Genomic DNA, 20,628 nt, shown 5'->3' with positions numbered 1-20,628 from the left:
GCGCGGCCAATGCGCCACGCAATGTCTTCGTTCAGCTCTTCACCCAGCTTGCCGCGAATGTCATAAGCTTTAAAACAGGTTAACTTTTCCATGATAATTTTACCGTAATCTTAAACACGACCGTATCTGTCAGCCAAACGCACAATATCATCCTCTCCAAGATACGAACCGGAGCGAACTTCAATCAGTTCCAGAGGGATTTTGCCCGGGTTTTCCAGACAGTGTGCCGCTCCTACAGGAATATAAATAGATTCGTTCTCAGTCAGGAGCTTCGTTTGTTCATTAATTGTTACCTGTGCGATCCCCGCGACGACAATCCAATGTTCCGCGCGGTGATGATGCATCTGAAGAGAGATACCTTCACCAGGTTTTACCGTGAGTCGTTTAACCTGATAGCGACTGCCTTTATCAATCGAATCATATTTGCCCCAGGGTCGATAAACTTCTCGATGAGTATGATGCTCATGACGATCGTTGGCTTTGAGTGATTCGACTATCTTTTTGACATCCTGCACTGCGTTACGGTCGGCAATCAGAACGGCATCTTTAGTCTGTACGACCACCAGGTCTTTAACACCCACGGTCGCTAAAAGGCCTGATTCAGAATATAAAAAACTATTTTCTGTGTTACAGGAAAGCACATCACCGGTAACGACATTACCCTCGGCCGATTTATGACTAATATCCCACAGCGACGACCAGGAGCCGACATCGCTCCAGCCAGCATCCAGCGGCACCACAATCGCATCAGAGGTGTGTTCCATTACGGCATAATCGATTGATTCGTCTGGACAGGCGAAAAAAGCATCCTCATCAACACGGATAAAATCGAGGTCTGGATCGACGGAACTCATAGCCTTTTCACAGGCTTCAAGAATATCCGGACGATATTTTTTTAATTCATCTAAATAACGATCCGCTCGGAACAAGAACATGCCACTGTTCCAGTAATATTCACCACTGGAAACATAGCCCTGGGCCGTTTCAAGATTAGGTTTCTCGACAAACTCAGCGACGTCGAAAGCTGTTGGGATGTCAGCATTATCGCCTGGCGCACCACGGCGAATATACCCATAACCGGTCTCAGGTTTGTTAGGCACAATTCCAAAGGTAACAAGCTTGCCTTTTTCGGCAAAAGGAATGGCCTGACGAACGGAATGTCTAAACGCTTCTTCATTCTGAATAACATGATCGGCAGCTAATACCAGCATTAAAGCATCGCTATCGGGTTGCGCACGAACCGCAGCAAGGGCTGCTAACGCTATGGCGGGAGCAGTATTACGACCAACAGGTTCAAGAATGATATTTTCAGTGAGCTTGTTCATTTGACGTAATTGCTCAGCAACAATAAAACGATGCTGTTCATTACAAATCACGACAGGGCTTTCGCATTCTATACCCTGGAGTCGATTAATCGTCGCTTGTAACATCGTCAGTTCGCCTTCAAGGCAAAGAAATTGCTTTGGATACAGAACACGAGACAGCGGCCATAAACGACTACCGGAACCACCGGCCATAACAACAGGAAATAATAACATGATTGAACTCACTTAAATGTTGAATATAAATCAATTATATTCTTAACCATCAATTCTTTAGTAAACATGGTTTCAAAACGGGTTTTAGCGCCTTTACTATAAGTTTCACTACCTTGAACTACCGAAACGATACCTTTTGCCAGCGCCTGAGCATCATTTGGTTCTACCACGATACCTGTTTCATTATGCTGGTTAACCCAGGCGACACCACTTCGAGGAATATTGGTTGAAACGAGAGGCCTGGAGAAACTCATTGCCTCTAACTGGACAACGCCAAACGCTTCGGATTCGTGAATTGAAGGCAAGCAAAAAACATCACACGCTTTGTAGTATGAGGCCAAATCAGAATAATTAATACTACCAAGAAGAATGACTTTATCAGAAAGACCATCTTGAGAAACTTTTTGTTTCAACGTATCTATGAGAGGCCCTGTTCCACCAATCAAAATAACATAATCCTCAGGAAGTTCCTTGGCAGCATCAATAAGATATTCCATGCCTTTATAATAAACAAGTCGTCCTAATGAGAATACAATTTTTTTATTATGATATTGCTGTTTAATTTTCTTTTCGAGCTCATCGTTCAAAGGCATTACGTGTGTATCCACGCCAATAGGAATACAGACAATTTTATCCTGATAAGGCTGAAGAGTTGGAGAGGATTTACCGTAAACAGGACTCGTAACAATTATGCTTGTACTTCGGTCCAGTATCCATTTTTGTAATGGTGCAAACAGTTTCAATAGCTTTTTCTGTTTAACGATATCACTGTGCCAATGAAGGATGATTTTTCCTTTCGGTGGAAATAAAAAAAGTGCTAGCACAGCCAATGGATTAGGTAGATGTACATGAATCACATCATATTGGTTTCGTATTGCCCGCCAGCGTCTTATTAAGGAGAAAGAAAGTGGCGTGGAAAAAAGCTGTGCGAATAATTTCTCTCGGTAAATTTTGTACCGATGCCGGGTGTCGTCTTCTCTTTTACCTATAGGATCTACACATAGCACATCCACAGATTGACCATTATTTTTTACAACACCTTCGCTAATATCAAATGCAACCTGCTCGATTCCACCATGCACCGGCGGGTAGAATTTACTAACTTGTAACACCTTCATTCAAATATTCCTTTGAGAGATCACATCCAAAAGTTTCAATGCAACATCGCGTACATTAAATTGTTCAAGCCGACAGTATCCACTATTAATTAGCTGCGGACTTAGTTCATCGTAGTGCTTGATTAAATTATGTAATTTTTTAGTAAAGTCTGATGTATCTTCTGGATTAAAATAAACCGCAGCATCACCACATACTTCGGGGATACTGGCGCGATCGGATGCCATTACAGGACAGCCGCGTTGCATCGCTTCAAGCGGTGGAAGACCAAAACCTTCATAAAGAGACGGATAGACAAAAATAGAAGCTTCACGATATTTTAGCTCTAGCTCCTCATCCGACAAATAACCACAAAAGACAATATTTTCATGCTGTGAAAAAGTCACCTTCGAGAAAGCACTACCTAATCCACCGACCACAATTAGTTTATAATTTTCTATTCCAGACCGTAAGAAAGCATCAATGACAAATTCAATATTTTTACGGGGTTCCAAAGTGCCGACTAGTAATATTTCGTTGCGTCTTTCGCTATTGGCCAATGAACTCATGCTATTATTCGGAGTATTGTCGACAGAATTGCGCAGGACCGTGATTTTACTGGCGTCGATTGAGAGATATTTTTCTATCTCAGCTTTAGAAAAGTCACTAACGGTAAATATCCCACGCGCATATTTCGACTGAACTGCATAATTGATTTTATATACAGCACGATACATGAAGCGGAACCATTTAGGATAAGCGTACAGTGACATGTCATGTATAGTGAAATAACAATTCTTATAGAATATGGGAGATAACCCTGTAAAACACAGAAGCAATGGACTACCAATGCTTTTGAGATAACGAGGCAGCTCAATTTGCTCCCAAAAATGGCCATTTCGTTTTCCAACCGGTAAAATATTAAACTCTTGCTTGAGCTTATCATCAATAAGATCGGTATCGGGCGTTAAGAAACATACATCGGATGTGTGTTTAACCAGTTCCCGACATAATACTAACGCATATTGTTGCACGCCCGTTTTGCGTTGAGTTAAAAATCTCGCATTAATATAAATCATTTATTACTCGACATTCTGTAGATGTAACACTGGAACATAAAGAAGGAATAAAAAAGAATAAATCTAAACGGCAGTGTGAATAAAACTGAAGCTACAATATACATTAAGATTACGAAATTATTTTTATTCTGTTTAAGTCTTGATGAAAAGAAACAAATACAGAATGTAAATAACAATAATCCTGGTAAACCAAACGTTAAAATAATAAAACTTAAAACATCTTTAGGAGCAAAACTTTCGTAAGCATCTGGATTTGATGCTGAAAGATAGGACTTCATTTCACTACAGTTAACATCCAGTCCTGATAATGCCTTACAATACTCTGTTATGAATGGTGGAAGAGTACTTTTGAATCCATAAACGCCGGTTCCAAATGGGTAATCGCTCAAATGCCATACACTTGTTATAGGAAAACCAAGACGGGTAACATAGGTTACAGTAGCAGAATTTGATGAATGCGATGCAATTAAGGCAAAAAGATCGTAATAGATAAATGCAAGGCTTACAAAGAGTATAACAAAAGATAACGGAATAAGCTGATAGGTATAATTAAAGAAACCCTTTATCTTAAAGAAATAAACCAACCCCAGTAGCACAGGAATAATCAGAAAAGAAAACTTCGCTCCTGAGATATATGTCGTAAACGCAAACATTAAGGCCAATAATAAGCTATATTTTTGATTCGAGAGCGCAACCATCAGGAACATCAGGCCGTAAAAGTAGCCGTTTAAGCTTGGCTCTGCGAAAGTTCCCGAAAATCGAAAATTGTCATCGTAAAGCCATGAACCGCCTAATATTTTTACTGGCAAGCCTTGCTTAGCCATAAAATATAATATCAGTGCGATAATAAGCGAAATTGTCACTATCTTTACTGAGAATCGATAAATATTGAAGCTGCGTTCCAGGTCTTTTGCATAACAAAATATGATAAACCAAAGAAGCATATTAAGTAGCAGCGCAAGTGTTTTATCATATTCACTTCCATGATAAAACGCGCCCATAGCTGCACCTAAAATCAGTAAAGACGCTAAGAGGACAACCTTAATAACATTCAGATTTTGAATCTTAAACAGTATAAACAAAACGAATACCAATACTATTTTTAATCCAAAATCCGCAATACTTGACAGACCTTTCATTAGACCGATTTGTGAAAAGTCGACTCCGCTAAAGAGTGAATTTATCAACAACAGCCCAATTAATGACTTAACTATGAGGGAAGTAGTGAAATTATAGTTAACCCCTCGATCGACATTGTAAACTTCGCTCACCGTGACCTCTTAATCATCTATTCTCTCCTCTGGAAAGAAGCACGTACGTAATTATTTTTTTAACGCAAGCCCATCAAATATTCCTTTAATGAAAGCTTTATAAATTTTGAACGGTGTTTTACGACAGAGAGGGTAAATTAAACGTGTAACTATAGTAAAAGCAACACTCAGAATATAATAAGGTGCTTCGATATTTTTTCTGGCGAAAAAAATACGATTACGTGTCAAATAATAGGCACCGAATAAACTCAACCCTCCCCCCGTAGAAGTACTGACTTTATGAAATACCAGGGGTTCGTTAAGAATTCTGACGGAATTACCTGCCTGATTAGCACGATACAAGAAATCTGTATCATCATAGTAAGCGAAATATCGTGCATCCATCATCCCAATATCAGAAAACACGGATGAATGAACTAACAAGAAACAGGTAGGCGCGTAATCACATTCTTTTGGGATCTTTGCAATAACATCGTGATAGTCAGCCCCCTCGAACAAATGAGGCGCTATCGCTTTTTTCTTATCAAAGAATGCGCCAGCGTACCAAACCTTTTTCTCCGGATAGCTAAATATCACAGGTGAAAGGAGCTTGCATTGCTCTTCTTCAGCCAGACACAACATACTGCTTAACGTATCGACGCCATCAAAGATAAGGTCGTTATTTGTAAGCAAAACATATTCACATCCATCATTAAGGGCTTGTGAAATACCCTGATTGTTCGCCTGCGCAACCCCTACATTATTACCTTCGTTACTAATAAAAGTGTACTGAATATTTTTACTTTGCAGAATCTCTAGCGTCAGGTTCTCAGAGTCTTTATTGGTGCTATTGTCAACAATATAAAGATGTGTGTTGAGATAGTTTTGTTTTTCAATACTTGAATAAAAATCAGGCAGCACACCAGGAGAATTGAAGAGTACTGTAACAAGGCCGATCTTTTTCACACTTTCACCATAATAATTAGTATTCATTTAGTAAACTCTTAATGCTTATCATTTGTTTAATGATGAATACAGCAAAAATAACAACGCAAAGCGTTTGAATAGCATAAATTGTTTTGTGCAGCACTAAAGATTGAGACATGACCAGGCTGACTAAAGCGACGGCAGTCATTAATGGTATTAATATAAAGGCTACAAATACGCTATTCGACTTCGACTGCGCTTCAGCTCTGTATTTACAGGCATAAACAGCCATTATTAGTACGCCTGAGATAAATGTCGCATACGCAATACCTATGGCACCATAGATACGAACAAAGAAAATTGATAATGCGAAATTTATGATTCCCTCAATCACGGGCAAATAGGCAATCGATAACTGTCTTCCATAAGCAACAAGCATCAGCCCGTAAGGGGCTGCGATCATACGAATGAGGTATGATGCAAGCAGTAAGGAAAACATTATGTGTAGACTGGCCGCTTCTTTGTAACCGAGCCAAACCCCAAGTATATGTATTGAAATAAACCACGCGATGAAAACACCGATGAATACGATCATCGCAAATATTAGCGTGAGTTTATTGACCAACATTTCAACATGATGGTTTTTACCCTGATTATGCATTCGCAGCATCGGTTGGATGATGGGGTTAACCATAGCACCCAGTATACCTACGCCGGTATTAACAAGTGTCATCAGCACTGCAAAACCTGCAAGTTCCGAAAAGGCAAATCTGCCAACCGTGAAGGTGCCAATTCCCGATATTAAAAACTGAGCGATATTCCAGACCAACAAGCCACTGAAAAACAATAAAATCGTTTTAAACAAACTATAATCAAAATGGATGTTTGTTTTTTCGGCTTGATTTTTAATTTTGTACAGAAAATAAAACGCAAGCTGATTTGCACAGTTGATTGCAAAATATACCCAGGCAATAACTTCAAGCCCATAGTCTATAAGTGCTAATATTGATCCACCTAACAAAACTTTGAACACGATATTGACACGAGCGGTGACATCGTTACGTTCAATGCCTATGAAATAACCAACATATGGCGCAAAAATATTATTAATTACAAACGAAGTACTTATCAAAATGAATACAATTTTTGCATCCACTTTAGTTTGTGCTACTTCCGGGAAAAATGAGAAAAAGTAATGTGCTAAGAACAAGACACCGCAAAGACAGACGACGCCGAAAAGTAAAGAAAGCAGCAATGATTGTTGCAGTACTTTGTGTCTTTGCTTTAAATCATTTAAATAAAGGGCGACAAAACGCCCTACAGTAACCTGAACTCCAATCCCAATAATCCCTACAAGCACTCCCACCTGTAACGTTAGTGACCAGATTGAAAAGTCGACTCGTGATAGGTTATGGAGTAATACTGGAGAAATGACAACACCAAGTATGACATTGGAAAAGCCATTTATAATATTTGAAAGAGAATTTTTAACTAATCTTTTGAAACCGCTCATATTTATTTCGCCAGTTCGGCTTTATAACTGGCTATCATAATCTTCAAGTCATCGAGTACATGCTGAGGTTTATATTCTGGATTTAGATTAGATAATTTACTGATTGACGTAACGGGGAACTCTTCCCGTGGAAAATGACCATCATGCCAGTTCACTTCGCAACCCGTTTCACGGTGAATCACATCTGCAATTTCATTTGCTGTGATATTAAACCCAGATGCCACGTTGTAAATTTCGTTATTACTGCCAGGGTTATCAGCTAACCAAACACATGCCTTCGCTACGTCATTAACAGAAACATAGTCTTTGGCATAGTCTGGTGAAACAAACATATTGATTTCACCATTGTTAATGGCATGCCGGATGATTGAGGGCAAGAATAATGTGCTATTCAGAGCCAGACCGTAAACATTACTTGGACGCACAACGGTAACATTTCGTTCGCTTTTAAGGCACAGTTCTTCCGCAACAAGTTTGGTCAGGTTGAAGAGTTTTCGATTATCATCGGCGGTGACAACCAGGTCATCTGACTCTTCTGCGCTTTCACTGTTCATATAGACGCGCGTAGAGGAGATGTAAACAAGCTTTTCAAATTCTGCACTTTGCAACAATCGTGCTAATAAGACAGTATTTGCTTCAAGCACGGAAAAGTAATTCTTTGCACAGTCACCATTTCCAGCACAGTAAATAACTTTTCCCAGGTCACCTTTGAGCTCGGTGCAGGTGCTACGATCTGGAACAGTAACATCATGCCCTTGTTCCTTCAGGAGTGACACAATATTAGAACCAATGAAGCCATTACCGCCAATAACAGTATATTTAGACATTATTCCAACCTTCAAGAATATGCTCTTTGATGCTTGCAAGCGAAGGCAAAATGCAATCTTTTGCAGAAACGACTGGATTTGAAACTGGCCACTGAATACCCAGAGCCGGATCGTTCCAGATCAAACCACCCTCATCAGAAGGGTCATAGTAATCAGTACACTTATACTGAAAACTTGCTGTATCGCTTAAAACACAAAAGCCATGCGCAAAACCTGGCGGGATATAAAACTGAAGGAAATTTTCTTCAGAGAGAATGACCGAATGATGCTGCCCAAATGTTGGAGACTCTGGACGGAGATCGACCGCGACATCAAATACAGCACCTTCTGTTACGGATACTAATTTTCCTTGCGGTTTTCTTTTCTGAAAATGCAGCCCGCGTAAAACGTTCTTTGAGGATTTTGAGCGATTATCCTGAACAAAGTCCAGTGTAAATCCTAATTCTGCGTAACGTTGTTTTTGATAAACTTCGAAAAAATATCCTCGTTCATCACCAAACACTTTAGGTTCGATAATAATCGCATCTTTTAAAGGCGTTTCAATAATTTTCATACGTATTCAGGTTTCGCTATAAAGTTTAATCTTTCGCTAAGTGCTGCAAATATTTACCGTAGTCGTTTTTAATGAGTTCTTTGGCTAAACTTGCTAACTGCGCCTTGTCGATAAAGCCCTTACGGAACGCGATCTCTTCCGGACATGAGACCTTAAGCCCCTGACGTGATTCTATCGTCTGAATAAAGTTGCCCGCCTCGATCAAGCTTTCATGCGTACCTGTATCGAGCCATGCATATCCGCGACCCATAATTGCTACAGATAGTGCATTTTTTTCCAGATAGATACGGTTAATGTCCGTGATTTCAAGTTCGCCACGCGCCGAAGGTTTAAGATTTTTTGCCATTTCAATGACTTCGTTATCATAGAAATACAAACCTGTTACGGCGTAATTGCTTTTCGGTTTTAAAGGCTTTTCTTCTAAAGAAAGTGCTTTGCCATTCTCATCAAAATCGACAACACCGTACCGCTCAGGATCTTTGACATGATAGGCGAACACAGTTGCGCCCTCTTCCTGGTTCATCGCCATTTCAAGCTCTTTTGGCAAATCATGACCATAGAAAACATTGTCGCCCAGCACCAGTGCACAAGAATCTTTACCGATAAACTCTTCACCGATAATAAATGCCTGGGCAAGACCATCCGGGCTTTCCTGAATTTTATACTCAATATTCAGGCCCCACTTTTTACCATCGCCAAGCAATTGCTCAAAGCGAGGCGTATCCTGAGGCGTACTGATGATAAGAATGTCACGAATACCCGCAAGCATCAGCGTACTTAACGGATAGTAGATCATCGGCTTATCATAGATTGGCAGCAGTTGTTTACTTACTGCCATGGTGACCGGATAAAGACGCGTACCTGATCCACCAGCTAATATAATTCCTTTTCTTTTTGACATGTTCAAATCTTCTTATGACGAGTTGAGATGATTAACGTTGCTCGTAATTTTCGTTGATCCAGTCCTGGTAAGCACCGCTCATAACATTTTTAACCCATTCCTGATTGTCCAAATACCAGGTGATGGTTTTCCTGATGCCGGATTCGAAAGTCTCTTCCGGTTTCCAGCCCAGTTTTTCTGTAATTTTGCTGGCATCTATCGCATAGCGGCGATCGTGGCCGGGGCGATCGGCAACATAGGTAATTTGATGATTGTATGGTGTGTCTTTTGGTTTAATCTCGTTGAGAATATCGCAGATTGTGTTGACTACTTCGATATTCATTTTCTCGTTATAGCCACCAATATTGTACGTTTCACCAATATCGCCTTGAGTAATCACGGCATAGAGCGCACGAGCATGATCTTCAACGTATAGCCAGTCGCGAATCTGGTCCCCTTTGCCGTAAATCGGTAATGGTTTACCTTGCAAGGCGTTCAGAATCACCAGCGGTATTAATTTTTCTGGGAAATGATACGGGCCGTAGTTATTCGAGCAGTTAGTGACAATGGCAGGGAAATTATAGGTTCGTTGCCATGCACGAACTAAATGGTCGCTTGAAGCTTTTGACGCAGAATACGGGCTGCTGGGTGCATAGGCTGTAGACTCAGTGAAGAGCGGAAGATTTGTTTTATCACTCCATTCATCTGGATGAGGCAGGTCGCCGTACACTTCATCTGTCGAAATATGATGGAAACGGAAAACCTGCTTTTTATCAGCTTCAAGGCTCTGCCAATATTTTCTCGCGGCTTCTAAAAGAATATATGTTCCGACAATATTTGTTTCAATAAAAGCAGCGGGGCCAGTTATTGAACGATCTACATGGCTTTCAGCCGCCAGGTGCATAACCGCATCTGGTTGATGAATATTAAAAATTTCCTCTAACGCCTGGGCGTCGCAGATATCCGCATGGACAAAAGCGTAGCGTTCGCTTTTATCAATCTCTTTTAAGGACTGAAGGTTACCCGCGTAAGTTAACTTATCGACATTGACTACAGAGTCATTAGTGGATTTTATGATATAACGCACTAACGCAGAACCGATAAACCCGGCACCACCAGTAACTAATATTTTCATCACAATCTCTTTAAAAAATTGAATTCCAGGGCTTGAACAATTAATGCATTAAATTTACACACGCACCCATTTTTCTTCTTCAAATGAGTAGCGTTTAATTATTTTTGCAGGCGATCCAGCAACAACGGAGTAATCGGGTATAGATTTAGTTACAACTGACCCAGCGCCCACAACACAATTTTTCCCGATAGTAACTCCAGGAGATATATGTGAGCCAAACCCAATAAAGGAACCATCACCAATCACGACTGGTTGTTCTACAGTTGATATGCGCTCACCAATTTTTTTCTTCTCATATACATCATCAAACGGGTGACTAACATCGACAATGGAACAATTACCAGTGATAGTAACGTCATTACCAATTGTAACTTTAACACGCCCAATAATATGACAATTTTGTTCGATATTAACATTATTCCCAATGCTAATAACAACTGCATTTTGCGGATCAACTACTTCGAGTCGTAAGCCGTTACGGATTAATACTTGATCGCCTATTTCGATAAACTGCGGATTGTTTATCAGCATAGGCGAGATAATTCTGCTTCGACGACCAAATGATTTCATACAGGCTTTATATTTTACCTGTGAAAAAAGCAATTCAAATGCATTTTTCATCTTTTTAAAGATCATTGTAAGTTTCCCAACGATGCTCATTGTGATTATACATTTTAATTATACGCGCTGGGTTTCCTGCAATAATACAGTAGCCTGGGAAGGAGCGCGTAACCACCGCGCCTGTACCGACTATTGTCCACTCACCTAATGTAACTCCGGGTAAGATTTTAGTATTAAACCCAAGAAAAACGTTCTCTCCAAGGACTATGCTACCCTTATCAACGTCAGGCTGGGATAAAATTGGCCCCCTCTCAGGGTCAATACCATGCGCTAAGGTGCTTATGTATACATAATCACTAATGACACAATTTTTAGATATTATTATCTTTGAAGCCGTGTGTATGTTGACATCTCTGCCTATATAAACCCCGTCCTCGATGAAGATTCCCTGATCCTCACCATTCGATCTGACAATAAAGGTCGGATTTTTGTGGATAAATACGTCTTGACCCAGATGTATTTTTTTTCGAAATTTTGTTGCTATTTTAAGCTTTAATAAAAGACGATTGAGTATACTGAGCATGCACGCCTCATCAAGTCCTGCATATAAAATTTGCGTTGGCGATTGGTCTTCAACCACGCTACCGCCCCTGGCTCTACAGCTACCAGTGCACTTAGTCTTCTACAGGCTTTGTAATATATTTTATCAATATGGCTGAAGCAGCCGTTATCGCGAATCAAGTATTGTGATATTAATTACTTGCTAAAACAAGGAAAAACCCACAGATTGTTAAGCAAATTCCCTCATTTATGCTCTCTTCCGGGATACCCTAAAAATAAAAAACGACAGAAGAAACATAAGGCAACGCTTACACATAGCCTTAGTCTCCGCTGCCGTCATCTTTTCATCAAAACGAGCACGTTTTTAAAGTTTACTCTTGCAGGAGCTTCTCAATGCTCTTACGGAACTTCGCCCCTTCCTTCAGGTTACGCAGACCATAGTTCACAAACGCCTGCATATAGCCCATTTTCTTACCGCAGTCGTAGCTATCACCGGTCATCAGCATCGCGTCAACCGACTGTTTTTTCGCCAGTTCTGCAATGGCGTCCGTCAGCTGCACACGGCCCCAAGCGCCTGGCTCGGTTTTTTCAAGCTCTGCCCAGATATCAGCGTTCAGAACATAGCGCCCTACCGCCATCAGATCGGAGTTCAGGGTCTGTGGCTGATCGGGCTTCTCGATGAATTCGACGATGCGGCTCACCTGCCCTTCCGACTCCAGCGCTTCTTTTGTCAGAATGACGGAGTACTCAGACAAATCGCCCTTCATGCGCTTCGCCAGAACCTGGCTGCGGCCTGTTTCATTGAAGCGCGCCACCATGGCGGCCAGGTTATAACGCAGCGGATCGGCAGAGGCATTATCCAGAATGATATCTGGCAGCACGACGACGAACGGGTTATCGCCCACAACAGGACGAGCGCAAAGGATAGAGTGACCAAGGCCCAGAGGCTGTGCCTGGCGAACGTTCATGATGGTCACACCCGGCGGGCAGATAGACTGCACTTCGGCCAGGAGCTGACGCTTAACGCGCTGCTCAAGCAACGCTTCGAGTTCGTATGAGGTGTCGAAATGGTTTTCGACCGCATTCTTGGACGAGTGCGTTACCAGAACGATTTCTTTGATCCCTGCAGCAACAATCTCGTCGACGATGTACTGAATCATCGGCTTGTCAACGATCGGCAGCATCTCTTTAGGAATCGCTTTCGTGGCGGGCAACATATGCATGCCCAGACCCGCTACCGGTATGACTGCTTTCAAATTAATCATTATTTCTTCCACCTTAAAATGGTTGACGAATTATAGCCCTTTGGGCTGTTTTCGCCAGCATGATTTCATTCAATTCTTTATTGATACTACGCGTTAGGGCTATAAAATGCAGTAGTTGCAATCCTAATAGAAAGCCGTTTTGTACCAGGATTAATCGCAAAAGTGTGACGCACAATTAGCGATGCGGCAGTCGGAAATTAAGCTTCTCCGCATTCACCACGTGCTGATCCACCCGGTCGATATCCACCGAACTCTGCCCTTTCTCGTTGACCGCCTTTATGTTCGCCAGCGAGAGCAAGGTCTCTTGTTTCGCCATAAACTTGCCGCGAACGTCTTTACGCAGGTCAAAATTCATCTTCAGCGCGGGGCCGGTCTTCGCTTCCTGCATCACGTTGATATTACGCAGGAACAGATGCTGCGGTTTGTTGTGCAGCTCCAGCGTGGCGCGCTGCATGTCTACGTTAGTGATCGCCACAAACGACGTTTCGTTACCGGAGGAGATCTGTATTCCGCGCAGCTTGTATGCAAGCTGGCGATTATCCATACGGATATCATTCAGCTTAAAATTCTGAGGGATAGAGAGGTAATCCCCTTTGATAACGCCATAGCCGATCAGCATCCCCGCGCTATTGACCATGTCGACATTATCAATAATGAAATTATCACAGCCGTAAATGGCCACCGTGGCGTTATCTATTCCGGCCTTCTTACTGAAGTCGGGGGTAATATTCTTCGCTTTTATATTACGAATAACAAAGTGTTTGCCGTTTTCCACGTGCACCAGCTGTCGGCAGTTGCTCCCGGTGATATTCGCCACCACAAAGTTCTTCACGGTTTGCTTTTCGGGGTAGTCGTTGTCGTAGGTGCTACCCGCCAGGCCGATGCCGATTCCCCAGTTGATTTTGCCGTTGGTGCAGTTGATGTTATCGATCACGTGGTCAGATATCAGGATGTTGCGATCGTTGATCGCCACGTTCCATTCAATCGCATCGCCCTGCAAATGGCTAAAACGGCTGTGCGTGATACGCGCCCCGTCCACCTGGTTATGGAATCCCTGACGCAAAATGGCGTAATTGGCCTGGGTCACGGTGATATTATCAATGAGCAAATTACGCATCACTCTGGGCTTTTTGCCGCCGATGTAAATCTGCGTAACCGGACCGAAACCGCTCATGGCTAAACCCTGAATCACGCAATCCGAACCGCGGACGTCCAGGGTGATATTTTCCGTACGGCCTTTGCCTTCGCCAATCACTTTACACCCTTCCTGCAGCACAAAGCGTCCACGGCCATTACCGGTCAACGCGCCCCGAATCAGCAGCGTTTTACCGTCAGGGATAAAGATACCTGTGTTGATGTTCTCGCAGGTTAACCCCGCAGGAACCACCACCGTATCCCCCTCTTTGAACGCCTGCTTAAAGGCGGCTATCCAGTCATTGCGATTATAGCGGCTGATATCCACCGTACCGCCACCTGCCGCCTGCGCCAGCCGCGAGCTCAGCAAAGGAGTTGCCGCCAGTAGCGAGCAGGTAGAAACGAACGTGCGTCGGGTTATCTTCTTAAGCATAAAACCTCGGCTTTTAAAGCGTTTGCAGCAGGGTCGCGAGCTGGCGATTGATCACCTGCTGGTTAAATTCAGTTTCGACTTTTTGCCGTGCGTTACGCAGCACCGGGATCAGCTCCTGCTGTTCGATATCGCTAAATGCTGCCAGACGATCGGCCAGCGCCAGCGCATTGTTCTCGGGCACCAGCCAGCCGGAATGTTCAGGCTCAATCAGCTCAGGGATGCCGCTGTGCAGCGTGGAGACCACCGGAATACCCACGGCCATCGCCTCCATCAGCGCGACCGGTATCCCCTCCATATCACCGTCCGCTCCGGTGACCGACGGCAACAGGAAGACATCGGCATCATCCAGCATGGCTTTGACCTCATGGCTGGGCTTAAAGCCCGGCATCTCGACGTAACCTTCCAGCTGATACTGCTCGATCAGTGTGCGCAGTCGGCGCTCCCACGGCCCGATGCCGAGAATGCGGTAATGGAAGTCGACCCCGCGGGATTTCAGCTGTCGGCAGGCTTCGATGGCGACGTGAAGCCCTTTTTTCTCCGTCAGGCGCGCCACGGAGATAATCTGCAAGGTTTTATCGGGCACCTTGGCCGGACGTTGGGTAAAGCGATCCATATCCACGCCCATGCGCGACACCGCTATTTTCTCACTCGGGCAGCCCATGGTTTTCAGGCGGCCCGCCCACAGCTCGCTGATGGGCAGCATGATGTCGCCCCGGCGGAACAGCTGTTGGTATTCCGGCGTGTAATGGTTGAGCACCTCCCGGCTGGAGATATCAATTCCGTGGAAGATGGTGGCAATTTTCCCGTTAATGACGCCGAGCTCGCGCAGTTTGGCCGCCGTGACGCCCGCCGGACCAAAGTGAGCGATAAACACGTCTGCGGTGTAGGGCTGCGCCGTTTGCCCGCAAATGGACGACAGAATTAAATTGCGCGCCTCATCGCCGTAGCGAGAGAAATTCAGCGCCTTCAGCGTAGAGGTGCGGTGCAGGCCAAACAGCGTCTTTGTCGCACGATAGCGCAGCTTCGCCAGACGGCCCTGCGGCTCATGCTGCAACCAGCGGGTTTTCGCTTCCAGGCCATACTGTGTCCAGGCCGCGTGGGTATTTTGCGTATCGCCCTTTTGCAGGGCGATGATCTCCACGTCGTATCCCATATCGATAAACGCGGTGATTTGGTTCAGCACAAACGTTTCAGACGAGAGCGGAAATTTCAGTAAGAAGAAACCAATCTTCATTTTCCCCCCCCGATACGATCGAGGACGGATTTCACCATATTCAGGCCATTTTCCCGCTCGGCTTTCACCGCCGTCGCCAGACGTTCATTGATGGCCGGCAGCTGGCCCAGCGTATCGCCAACCATGGCGCCCAGCGATCCATCCAGCAGATGGCGGATATCCACCGCCATCTCCGGCATGCCCAGCTGCTGCATAATGCCCGCCGACTTGTGTTCATAGTTGATGGCAATGGCCGGTGTACCAAAGTTCATGGAGATAATCGCCGAGTGCAGGCGCGTGCCGACGGTCAAATCGCAGGCCGAAAGCAGTTTCCCCATCTCCAGATCGTTTAACTCATCCATCACCACGTGGAAACGCGACGGATCGTTAACCTTTTTCGCCAGGTTCAATGCCACCATACGGTCGTCTTTGTTGTAGCTGTCGATACCGGTACAGGTCGACAGCGCCAGCACCTGATAACCGCTGTCCAGCACGCGGTTCACCACCTCCGCAAAGGCCTGCTCGTAGGCGGCCTGCGTTGTACCCAGACGCTTGTCAAACGGCGCCAGTTCGCGAAGCGTAATTGCAACCGTCTTCTGTTTGGCGGCCACGTTCAGCCAGTGCTGCACCGCATAGCTCGCTTCAAAATCATTCTCCTGATGATCCACCAGCCAGGCAGTATCGACACCGTGTTCCACTTTTGAAGTGTCGATATTGCTGCGTTTCATCAGATCCAGGCTGACTGACTCGCGCAGGATCAACCCGTCACAGTGACCAAAGACGTAGTTCGCCAGCTGATTAAACTGTGGGTCCTGGAACGGCCCGACGCTATGACCAATCATGTAGAGCGGTTTTTTAGCCATAAAGGTGCAGAGCGCGTGTTCAAACTGCGGCACGCCATAGAGATCGACAAAGAACGATCCGCCCACCTGAATAATGGCGTCATAGCCCGACAGCAGACGGACAAAATCGGTAAAGCCCTGGGCGATGGCGATATTGCGCAGCTTGCCGGTATCGGTCACGCGGGAGAGCAGCACCTGATGCTGATAGCGACGACGAAGGACTTTTTTCACGCGGCCCATCACGCCCGCTGCGCTGTTGTGCTGTTTCATCTGGCTGTATAACGGATCGCCCATCACCGGGCGGTTCAGTAACCAGGATGAGCTGACCGGATAGCGGCTCATCACATCCACTTCTGTCTCTGGCGCAAGAGTGTTAATGGCATCCAGTAAACCGCGCAGAATGGCGCTGTCGCCACGGTTTCCGCAGGTATGGTTGCCAAGAATCAATAATTTCATAATGACCTCTTAAAGGGGTTCTGGATTCATTGGGTGCGCGGTGACGCCTTCACCCCGACCCTCTCGCATGGGAGAGGGAGCAATAGCTAGCCTGCGCGAAGCAGCGTCTTCATTTTTTCGTTACGGCAAAACTGGCGTTTCAGCTCAACCACCAGCGCATTGCGGGACAGGATAATCATCACCACAAAGGCCAGCGCGCCTGCGCTAATTTGCGCGGCAAGCAGCATGCCCAGCGACAGATGGCCGGCAAGCGCTATGCCCAGGCCATAGCTGACGGCAAGCGTGGGCAGCGAAAGATAAAACGGCAGCCACAGGCTGAGGATGTACTGGCGATAGCTGGAGCCAAGCACCGGTTTAATCATCACGAAGTAGCTCAGCACCGTGTTGACGATCTGCACCAGCAAGAAGCCCAGCGTCACGCCAATCGCCCCGGCCATATGCCCACCGATCACAATGGCCGGAATAAACAGGAAGGTTTTAAACACGTTGAATTTGAAGCTGATATCTACACGGGCTTTCGCCATCAGCAGTGAACCGATGGGGTTGCCCACCGAACGCAGCAGCCCAACCACACAAAGCAGCTGCAGTATGGGCACAATGCTGTGCCACTTTTCTCCGAACACCAGCGGAACAAAGTTATTGGAAACCACCATCAGCCCCAGCAACGCCGGGAAGTTGATAATCCCCACTACCGACAGCAGCTTGTAGAAGTTCACGCGCAGCTTTTCGGTGTCATCCTGAATTTTGGCGAACGCCGGGAACAACACGCGCGTAATGATGGGGTTAAGCTTCATCGGCGGCACCACGGCCACGTTGTAGGCCAGGTTATACCCCCCCGCGACGCTCGCCCCCAGAATACGGGCCAGTACCAGTGTGGAAAGGTTAGTGTTGACGTAGTTAATGATGCTATCGGCCGTCAGCCACGCGCCAAAACGCAAATTAGACGAGACGGAAGCCAGAGAGAAATGAAAGCCCGGACGATAAATCTTGCGGCCAAAATAGCCGAACAGCAGCGTACGTACGGCGGTATTGACCAGATAACCCAGAATAGCCGTCAGGGCCACCGGCCAGAAATGCGCGCTCACCACGGTAAAGGTGAAGCCCGCCAGCACGGCGCTGGTTTCGATCATGCCGATCTTGCTGAACTCCAGCTCCTTTTGCATCAGGGCGCGGAACTGCTGTCCGTGAGGGATAACCACAAAGGCAAACGACAGCGTGCGGATCAGCGGGGCCAGATCCGGGTTATTCAGCACATCACCGATCGTATCGCTCAGCAGGAAAACCACCGCAAAAACGGTGATTCCCAGCCCCACGTTCAGCCAGTAGAGGGTGGTCAGCTCGAGGTGGCTGATCTCCTTACGCTGGATAATCGAGTTCGCTATACCAAAATCCGACAGCGTATCGGCCAGGGCGATAATCACCAGCGAGACGGTCAGCAAACCAAACTGGTGGTTATCGATAATGCGTGCCAGCACGGTCATCTGCACCAGCCCAAGACCAATGATAATGACCGTAGCGATAGCCGACCATTTCGCGCCGCTAATGGTTTTTTCACGTAAACTCATGACCGTTCCTTAATATGCTGCTTTGTTCACAAAGCCTTTAAAGATGGTCAGGAAGACGATTTTGATATCGAACCAGACGCTCCACTCGCGGATGTACTCCAGATCGAACTCAACACGTTTTTCCATTTTCTCCAGCGTATCGGTTTCACCACGCCAGCCGTTGATTTGCGCCCAGCCGGTAATGCCTGGCTTGACCTTGTGGCGCAGCATGTAACCTTCAATCAGCGCGCGGTACTGTTCGTTATGCGCCACCGCGTGCGGACGTGGCCCGACAATGGACATCCCGCCGGTAAGCACGTTGATAAACTGCGGCAGTTCGTCAAGCGAGGTCCGACGCAGGAAGTTCCCTACCCGGGTCACTCGCGGATCGTTCTGGGTGGCCTGGGTAACGACGCTGTCGTTTTCCATCACCTTCATCGAGCGAAACTTCCACACCTTAATCGGCTTACCGTCCATGCCATAACGGGTCTGGCGGAAGATAATCGGCCCCGGCGAGGTCATTTTCACCGCCAGCGCAATACCGCACAGCACCGGGGAGATCAGCAGCAGAATCAGCGAGGAGAGCACGATATCTTCCAGGCGCTTCAGCACGCGGTTAATGCCTGAAAGCGGCGTGTCATACAGCGGCACCACCGGCACGCCGTTTACCTCTTCGATTCGTGAATGCAGAATGTTGAAGGTAAACACGTCGGGAATAAGGCTGACTGAACAGGTGGTATCCGCCAGCTTTCGCATCAGGTCACGGATATGATTCTCTTCGCTCATCGGCATCGCGATGTAGACGTTATGAATTTTGCCCGCCCGGGCATCTTCCACCAGTTGCTCAACGTTCCCCGCCCACTCCGACGGCACGCCGCCTGGTTTTGCGTCGTGATAAACCCCGACCACATCCAGCCCCAGCCAGGGCTCCTTGCGGAAGCTTTCCAGCAGCGACAGTCCAACCGGTAGATCCCCGGCGACCGCCACAAAACGTTTGTTATAACCGCGGTTGCGTAACCAACCCGCACCGAAGCGAATCAGCGAACGGCAGACCACCAGCCCCACGCTGGTTAACAGATACCAGCAAAAATAGGTGGTAAAACTGTTGTCAAAATCGCTGCTAAAGGCCACCAGTCCGGCACTGAAGATCAGGCTCAGCGTCCAGTTTTGCAGCAGCAGCATCAGCTCGGTGGTAATTTTTACCCCGCGCCATGAGCGGTAAAAGTCGGTCATTCCACCAATCATCTGGAAGACCACCAGGGCGATGAGTGCCATCAGCAGATGCATGTATAAAAACGAAAGCCCGCTCAGCTGGCACACAACCCACAGACCACCGAACATGATGGTGATGTCAGAAAAACGCTGCACCATAGAGATTAACGATGCATTCGTTTTGGCTCGCTCGCGCTTTTTTAGATTCGTCATCGTTGTTCCTGTTTATATTCAGCCTGTCCCCTCACCCTTCCTCTCCACTGTGGGAGAGGGAACTGCACGGTGCGGGCTTTTTCTCCCTTGCCCTCTTATAAGAGGGCCGGGGTGAGGGGCAAGGCCAACTGAGTTACTGTTTCAACAGCGCCAGAATGTCCTGCGTTCGCGCCTCCATCAGCGTGACATCCGCACGGGATTCAACGTTCAGACGAACCACCGGCTCCGTATTCGATGAACGCAGGTTGAACCGCCATTCCGGGAAGGCCATGCTGATCCCGTCGGTATGGTCAATCTCCAGTGCGTCCGGTGCGAAATGCGCCTCCACGCGGGCAATTGCCTCTGCCGGGGCCGCCAGCTTGCTGTTGATTTCTCCGCTCGCCGGGAACGCCGCCAT

General features: G+C 46.1%; 19 protein-coding genes and 1 pseudogene. All 20 read right to left on the bottom strand.

Annotated elements, in window-relative coordinates; all coding sequences use genetic code 11:
• A partial coding sequence (locus LZP96_RS23065; RefSeq protein ID WP_258926131.1) for a hypothetical protein occupies positions 1-92 on the bottom strand: 92 nt, incomplete at its 3' end.
• An 18-nt stretch (positions 93-110) separates the two neighbouring features.
• Entirely contained in the window at positions 111-1,538 is a 1,428-nt protein-coding gene (cpsB, locus tag LZP96_RS23060) for a mannose-1-phosphate guanyltransferase (protein ID WP_064326658.1), read from the bottom strand.
• An 8-nt stretch (positions 1,539-1,546) separates the two neighbouring features.
• Positions 1,547-2,656 carry a glycosyltransferase gene (locus LZP96_RS23055; RefSeq protein WP_064326659.1) on the bottom strand — a complete coding sequence of 370 codons (1,110 nt, stop codon included), beginning with the start codon at positions 2,654-2,656 and terminating at the stop codon, positions 1,547-1,549.
• On the bottom strand, positions 2,657-3,712 hold the full coding sequence (locus tag LZP96_RS23050; RefSeq protein WP_064326660.1) for a glycosyltransferase family 4 protein: 1,056 nt from the start codon (positions 3,710-3,712) through the stop codon (positions 2,657-2,659).
• Complete coding sequence (locus tag LZP96_RS23045; RefSeq protein ID WP_064326661.1) at positions 3,709-4,983, bottom strand: hypothetical protein; 1,275 nt, start codon at positions 4,981-4,983, stop codon at positions 3,709-3,711. The genes LZP96_RS23050 and LZP96_RS23045 overlap by 4 nt, the downstream gene beginning before the upstream one ends.
• Before the next feature lie 51 nt (positions 4,984-5,034).
• Positions 5,035-5,928, bottom strand: a complete 894-nt coding sequence (locus LZP96_RS23040; protein WP_082904975.1) for a glycosyltransferase family 2 protein — start codon at positions 5,926-5,928, stop codon at positions 5,035-5,037.
• Between the two features lie 16 nt (positions 5,929-5,944).
• Positions 5,945-7,402 (bottom strand): MATE family efflux transporter, encoded by a 1,458-nt coding sequence (locus LZP96_RS23035; RefSeq protein ID WP_064326663.1) that lies wholly within the window; start codon positions 7,400-7,402, stop codon positions 5,945-5,947.
• A gap of 2 nt (positions 7,403-7,404) precedes the next feature.
• Positions 7,405-8,229, bottom strand: a complete 825-nt coding sequence (locus tag LZP96_RS23030; protein ID WP_064326664.1) for an NAD-dependent epimerase/dehydratase family protein — start codon at positions 8,227-8,229, stop codon at positions 7,405-7,407.
• Entirely contained in the window at positions 8,222-8,782 is a 561-nt protein-coding gene (gene rfbC, locus LZP96_RS23025; protein WP_064326665.1) for a dTDP-4-dehydrorhamnose 3,5-epimerase, read from the bottom strand. The genes LZP96_RS23030 and rfbC overlap by 8 nt, the downstream gene beginning before the upstream one ends.
• A gap of 25 nt (positions 8,783-8,807) precedes the next feature.
• Positions 8,808-9,683: a glucose-1-phosphate thymidylyltransferase RfbA gene (gene rfbA / locus LZP96_RS23020; RefSeq protein WP_064326666.1), complete on the bottom strand. Its 876-nt coding sequence runs from the start codon at positions 9,681-9,683 to the stop codon at positions 8,808-8,810.
• Positions 9,684-9,714: 31 nt separating this feature from the next.
• On the bottom strand, positions 9,715-10,797 hold the full coding sequence (rfbB, locus tag LZP96_RS23015) for a dTDP-glucose 4,6-dehydratase (RefSeq protein WP_064326667.1): 1,083 nt from the start codon (positions 10,795-10,797) through the stop codon (positions 9,715-9,717).
• 54 nt (positions 10,798-10,851) lie between these two features.
• Positions 10,852-11,433, bottom strand: a complete 582-nt coding sequence (locus LZP96_RS23010; protein WP_064328161.1) for a DapH/DapD/GlmU-related protein — start codon at positions 11,431-11,433, stop codon at positions 10,852-10,854.
• Complete coding sequence (locus LZP96_RS23005; RefSeq protein WP_232462945.1) at positions 11,423-11,998, bottom strand: acyltransferase; 576 nt, start codon at positions 11,996-11,998, stop codon at positions 11,423-11,425. The genes LZP96_RS23010 and LZP96_RS23005 overlap by 11 nt, the downstream gene beginning before the upstream one ends.
• Before the next feature lie 292 nt (positions 11,999-12,290).
• Entirely contained in the window at positions 12,291-13,184 is an 894-nt protein-coding gene (galF, locus tag LZP96_RS23000) for a GalU regulator GalF (protein ID WP_064326668.1), read from the bottom strand.
• Positions 13,185-13,359: 175 nt separating this feature from the next.
• Positions 13,360-14,751, bottom strand: coding sequence for a colanic acid biosynthesis protein WcaM (wcaM, locus tag LZP96_RS22995; protein ID WP_064326669.1), 1,392 nt, complete (start codon positions 14,749-14,751; stop codon positions 13,360-13,362).
• Between the two features lie 13 nt (positions 14,752-14,764).
• The gene (wcaL, locus tag LZP96_RS22990) at positions 14,765-15,985 is read right to left on the bottom strand and encodes a colanic acid biosynthesis glycosyltransferase WcaL (RefSeq protein WP_064326670.1); all 1,221 of its coding nucleotides are present in this window, start codon (positions 15,983-15,985) and stop codon (positions 14,765-14,767) included.
• Positions 15,982-17,262: a colanic acid biosynthesis pyruvyl transferase WcaK gene (gene wcaK / locus LZP96_RS22985; RefSeq protein ID WP_064326671.1), complete on the bottom strand. Its 1,281-nt coding sequence runs from the start codon at positions 17,260-17,262 to the stop codon at positions 15,982-15,984. Before wcaK ends, wcaL begins: the two co-directional genes overlap by 4 nt.
• 86 nt (positions 17,263-17,348) lie before the next feature.
• Positions 17,349-18,827, bottom strand: a complete 1,479-nt coding sequence (wzxC, locus tag LZP96_RS22980) for a colanic acid undecaprenyl disphosphate flippase WzxC (RefSeq protein ID WP_064326672.1) — start codon at positions 18,825-18,827, stop codon at positions 17,349-17,351.
• 9 nt (positions 18,828-18,836) lie between these two features.
• Positions 18,837-20,231 (bottom strand): undecaprenyl-phosphate glucose phosphotransferase, encoded by a 1,395-nt coding sequence (gene wcaJ, locus LZP96_RS22975; RefSeq protein WP_064326673.1) that lies wholly within the window; start codon positions 20,229-20,231, stop codon positions 18,837-18,839.
• Positions 20,232-20,364: 133 nt separating this feature from the next.
• Positions 20,365-20,628, bottom strand: a pseudogene (locus LZP96_RS22970) (phosphomannomutase CpsG); the annotation flags it as partial.

Origin of the sequence: Huaxiibacter chinensis (genome assembly GCF_022171985.1) — a bacterium.
Classification (GTDB): Bacteria; Pseudomonadota; Gammaproteobacteria; order Enterobacterales; family Enterobacteriaceae; genus Enterobacter; species Enterobacter chinensis_A.
This window is presented reverse-complemented; position numbering and strand designations above follow the sequence as displayed.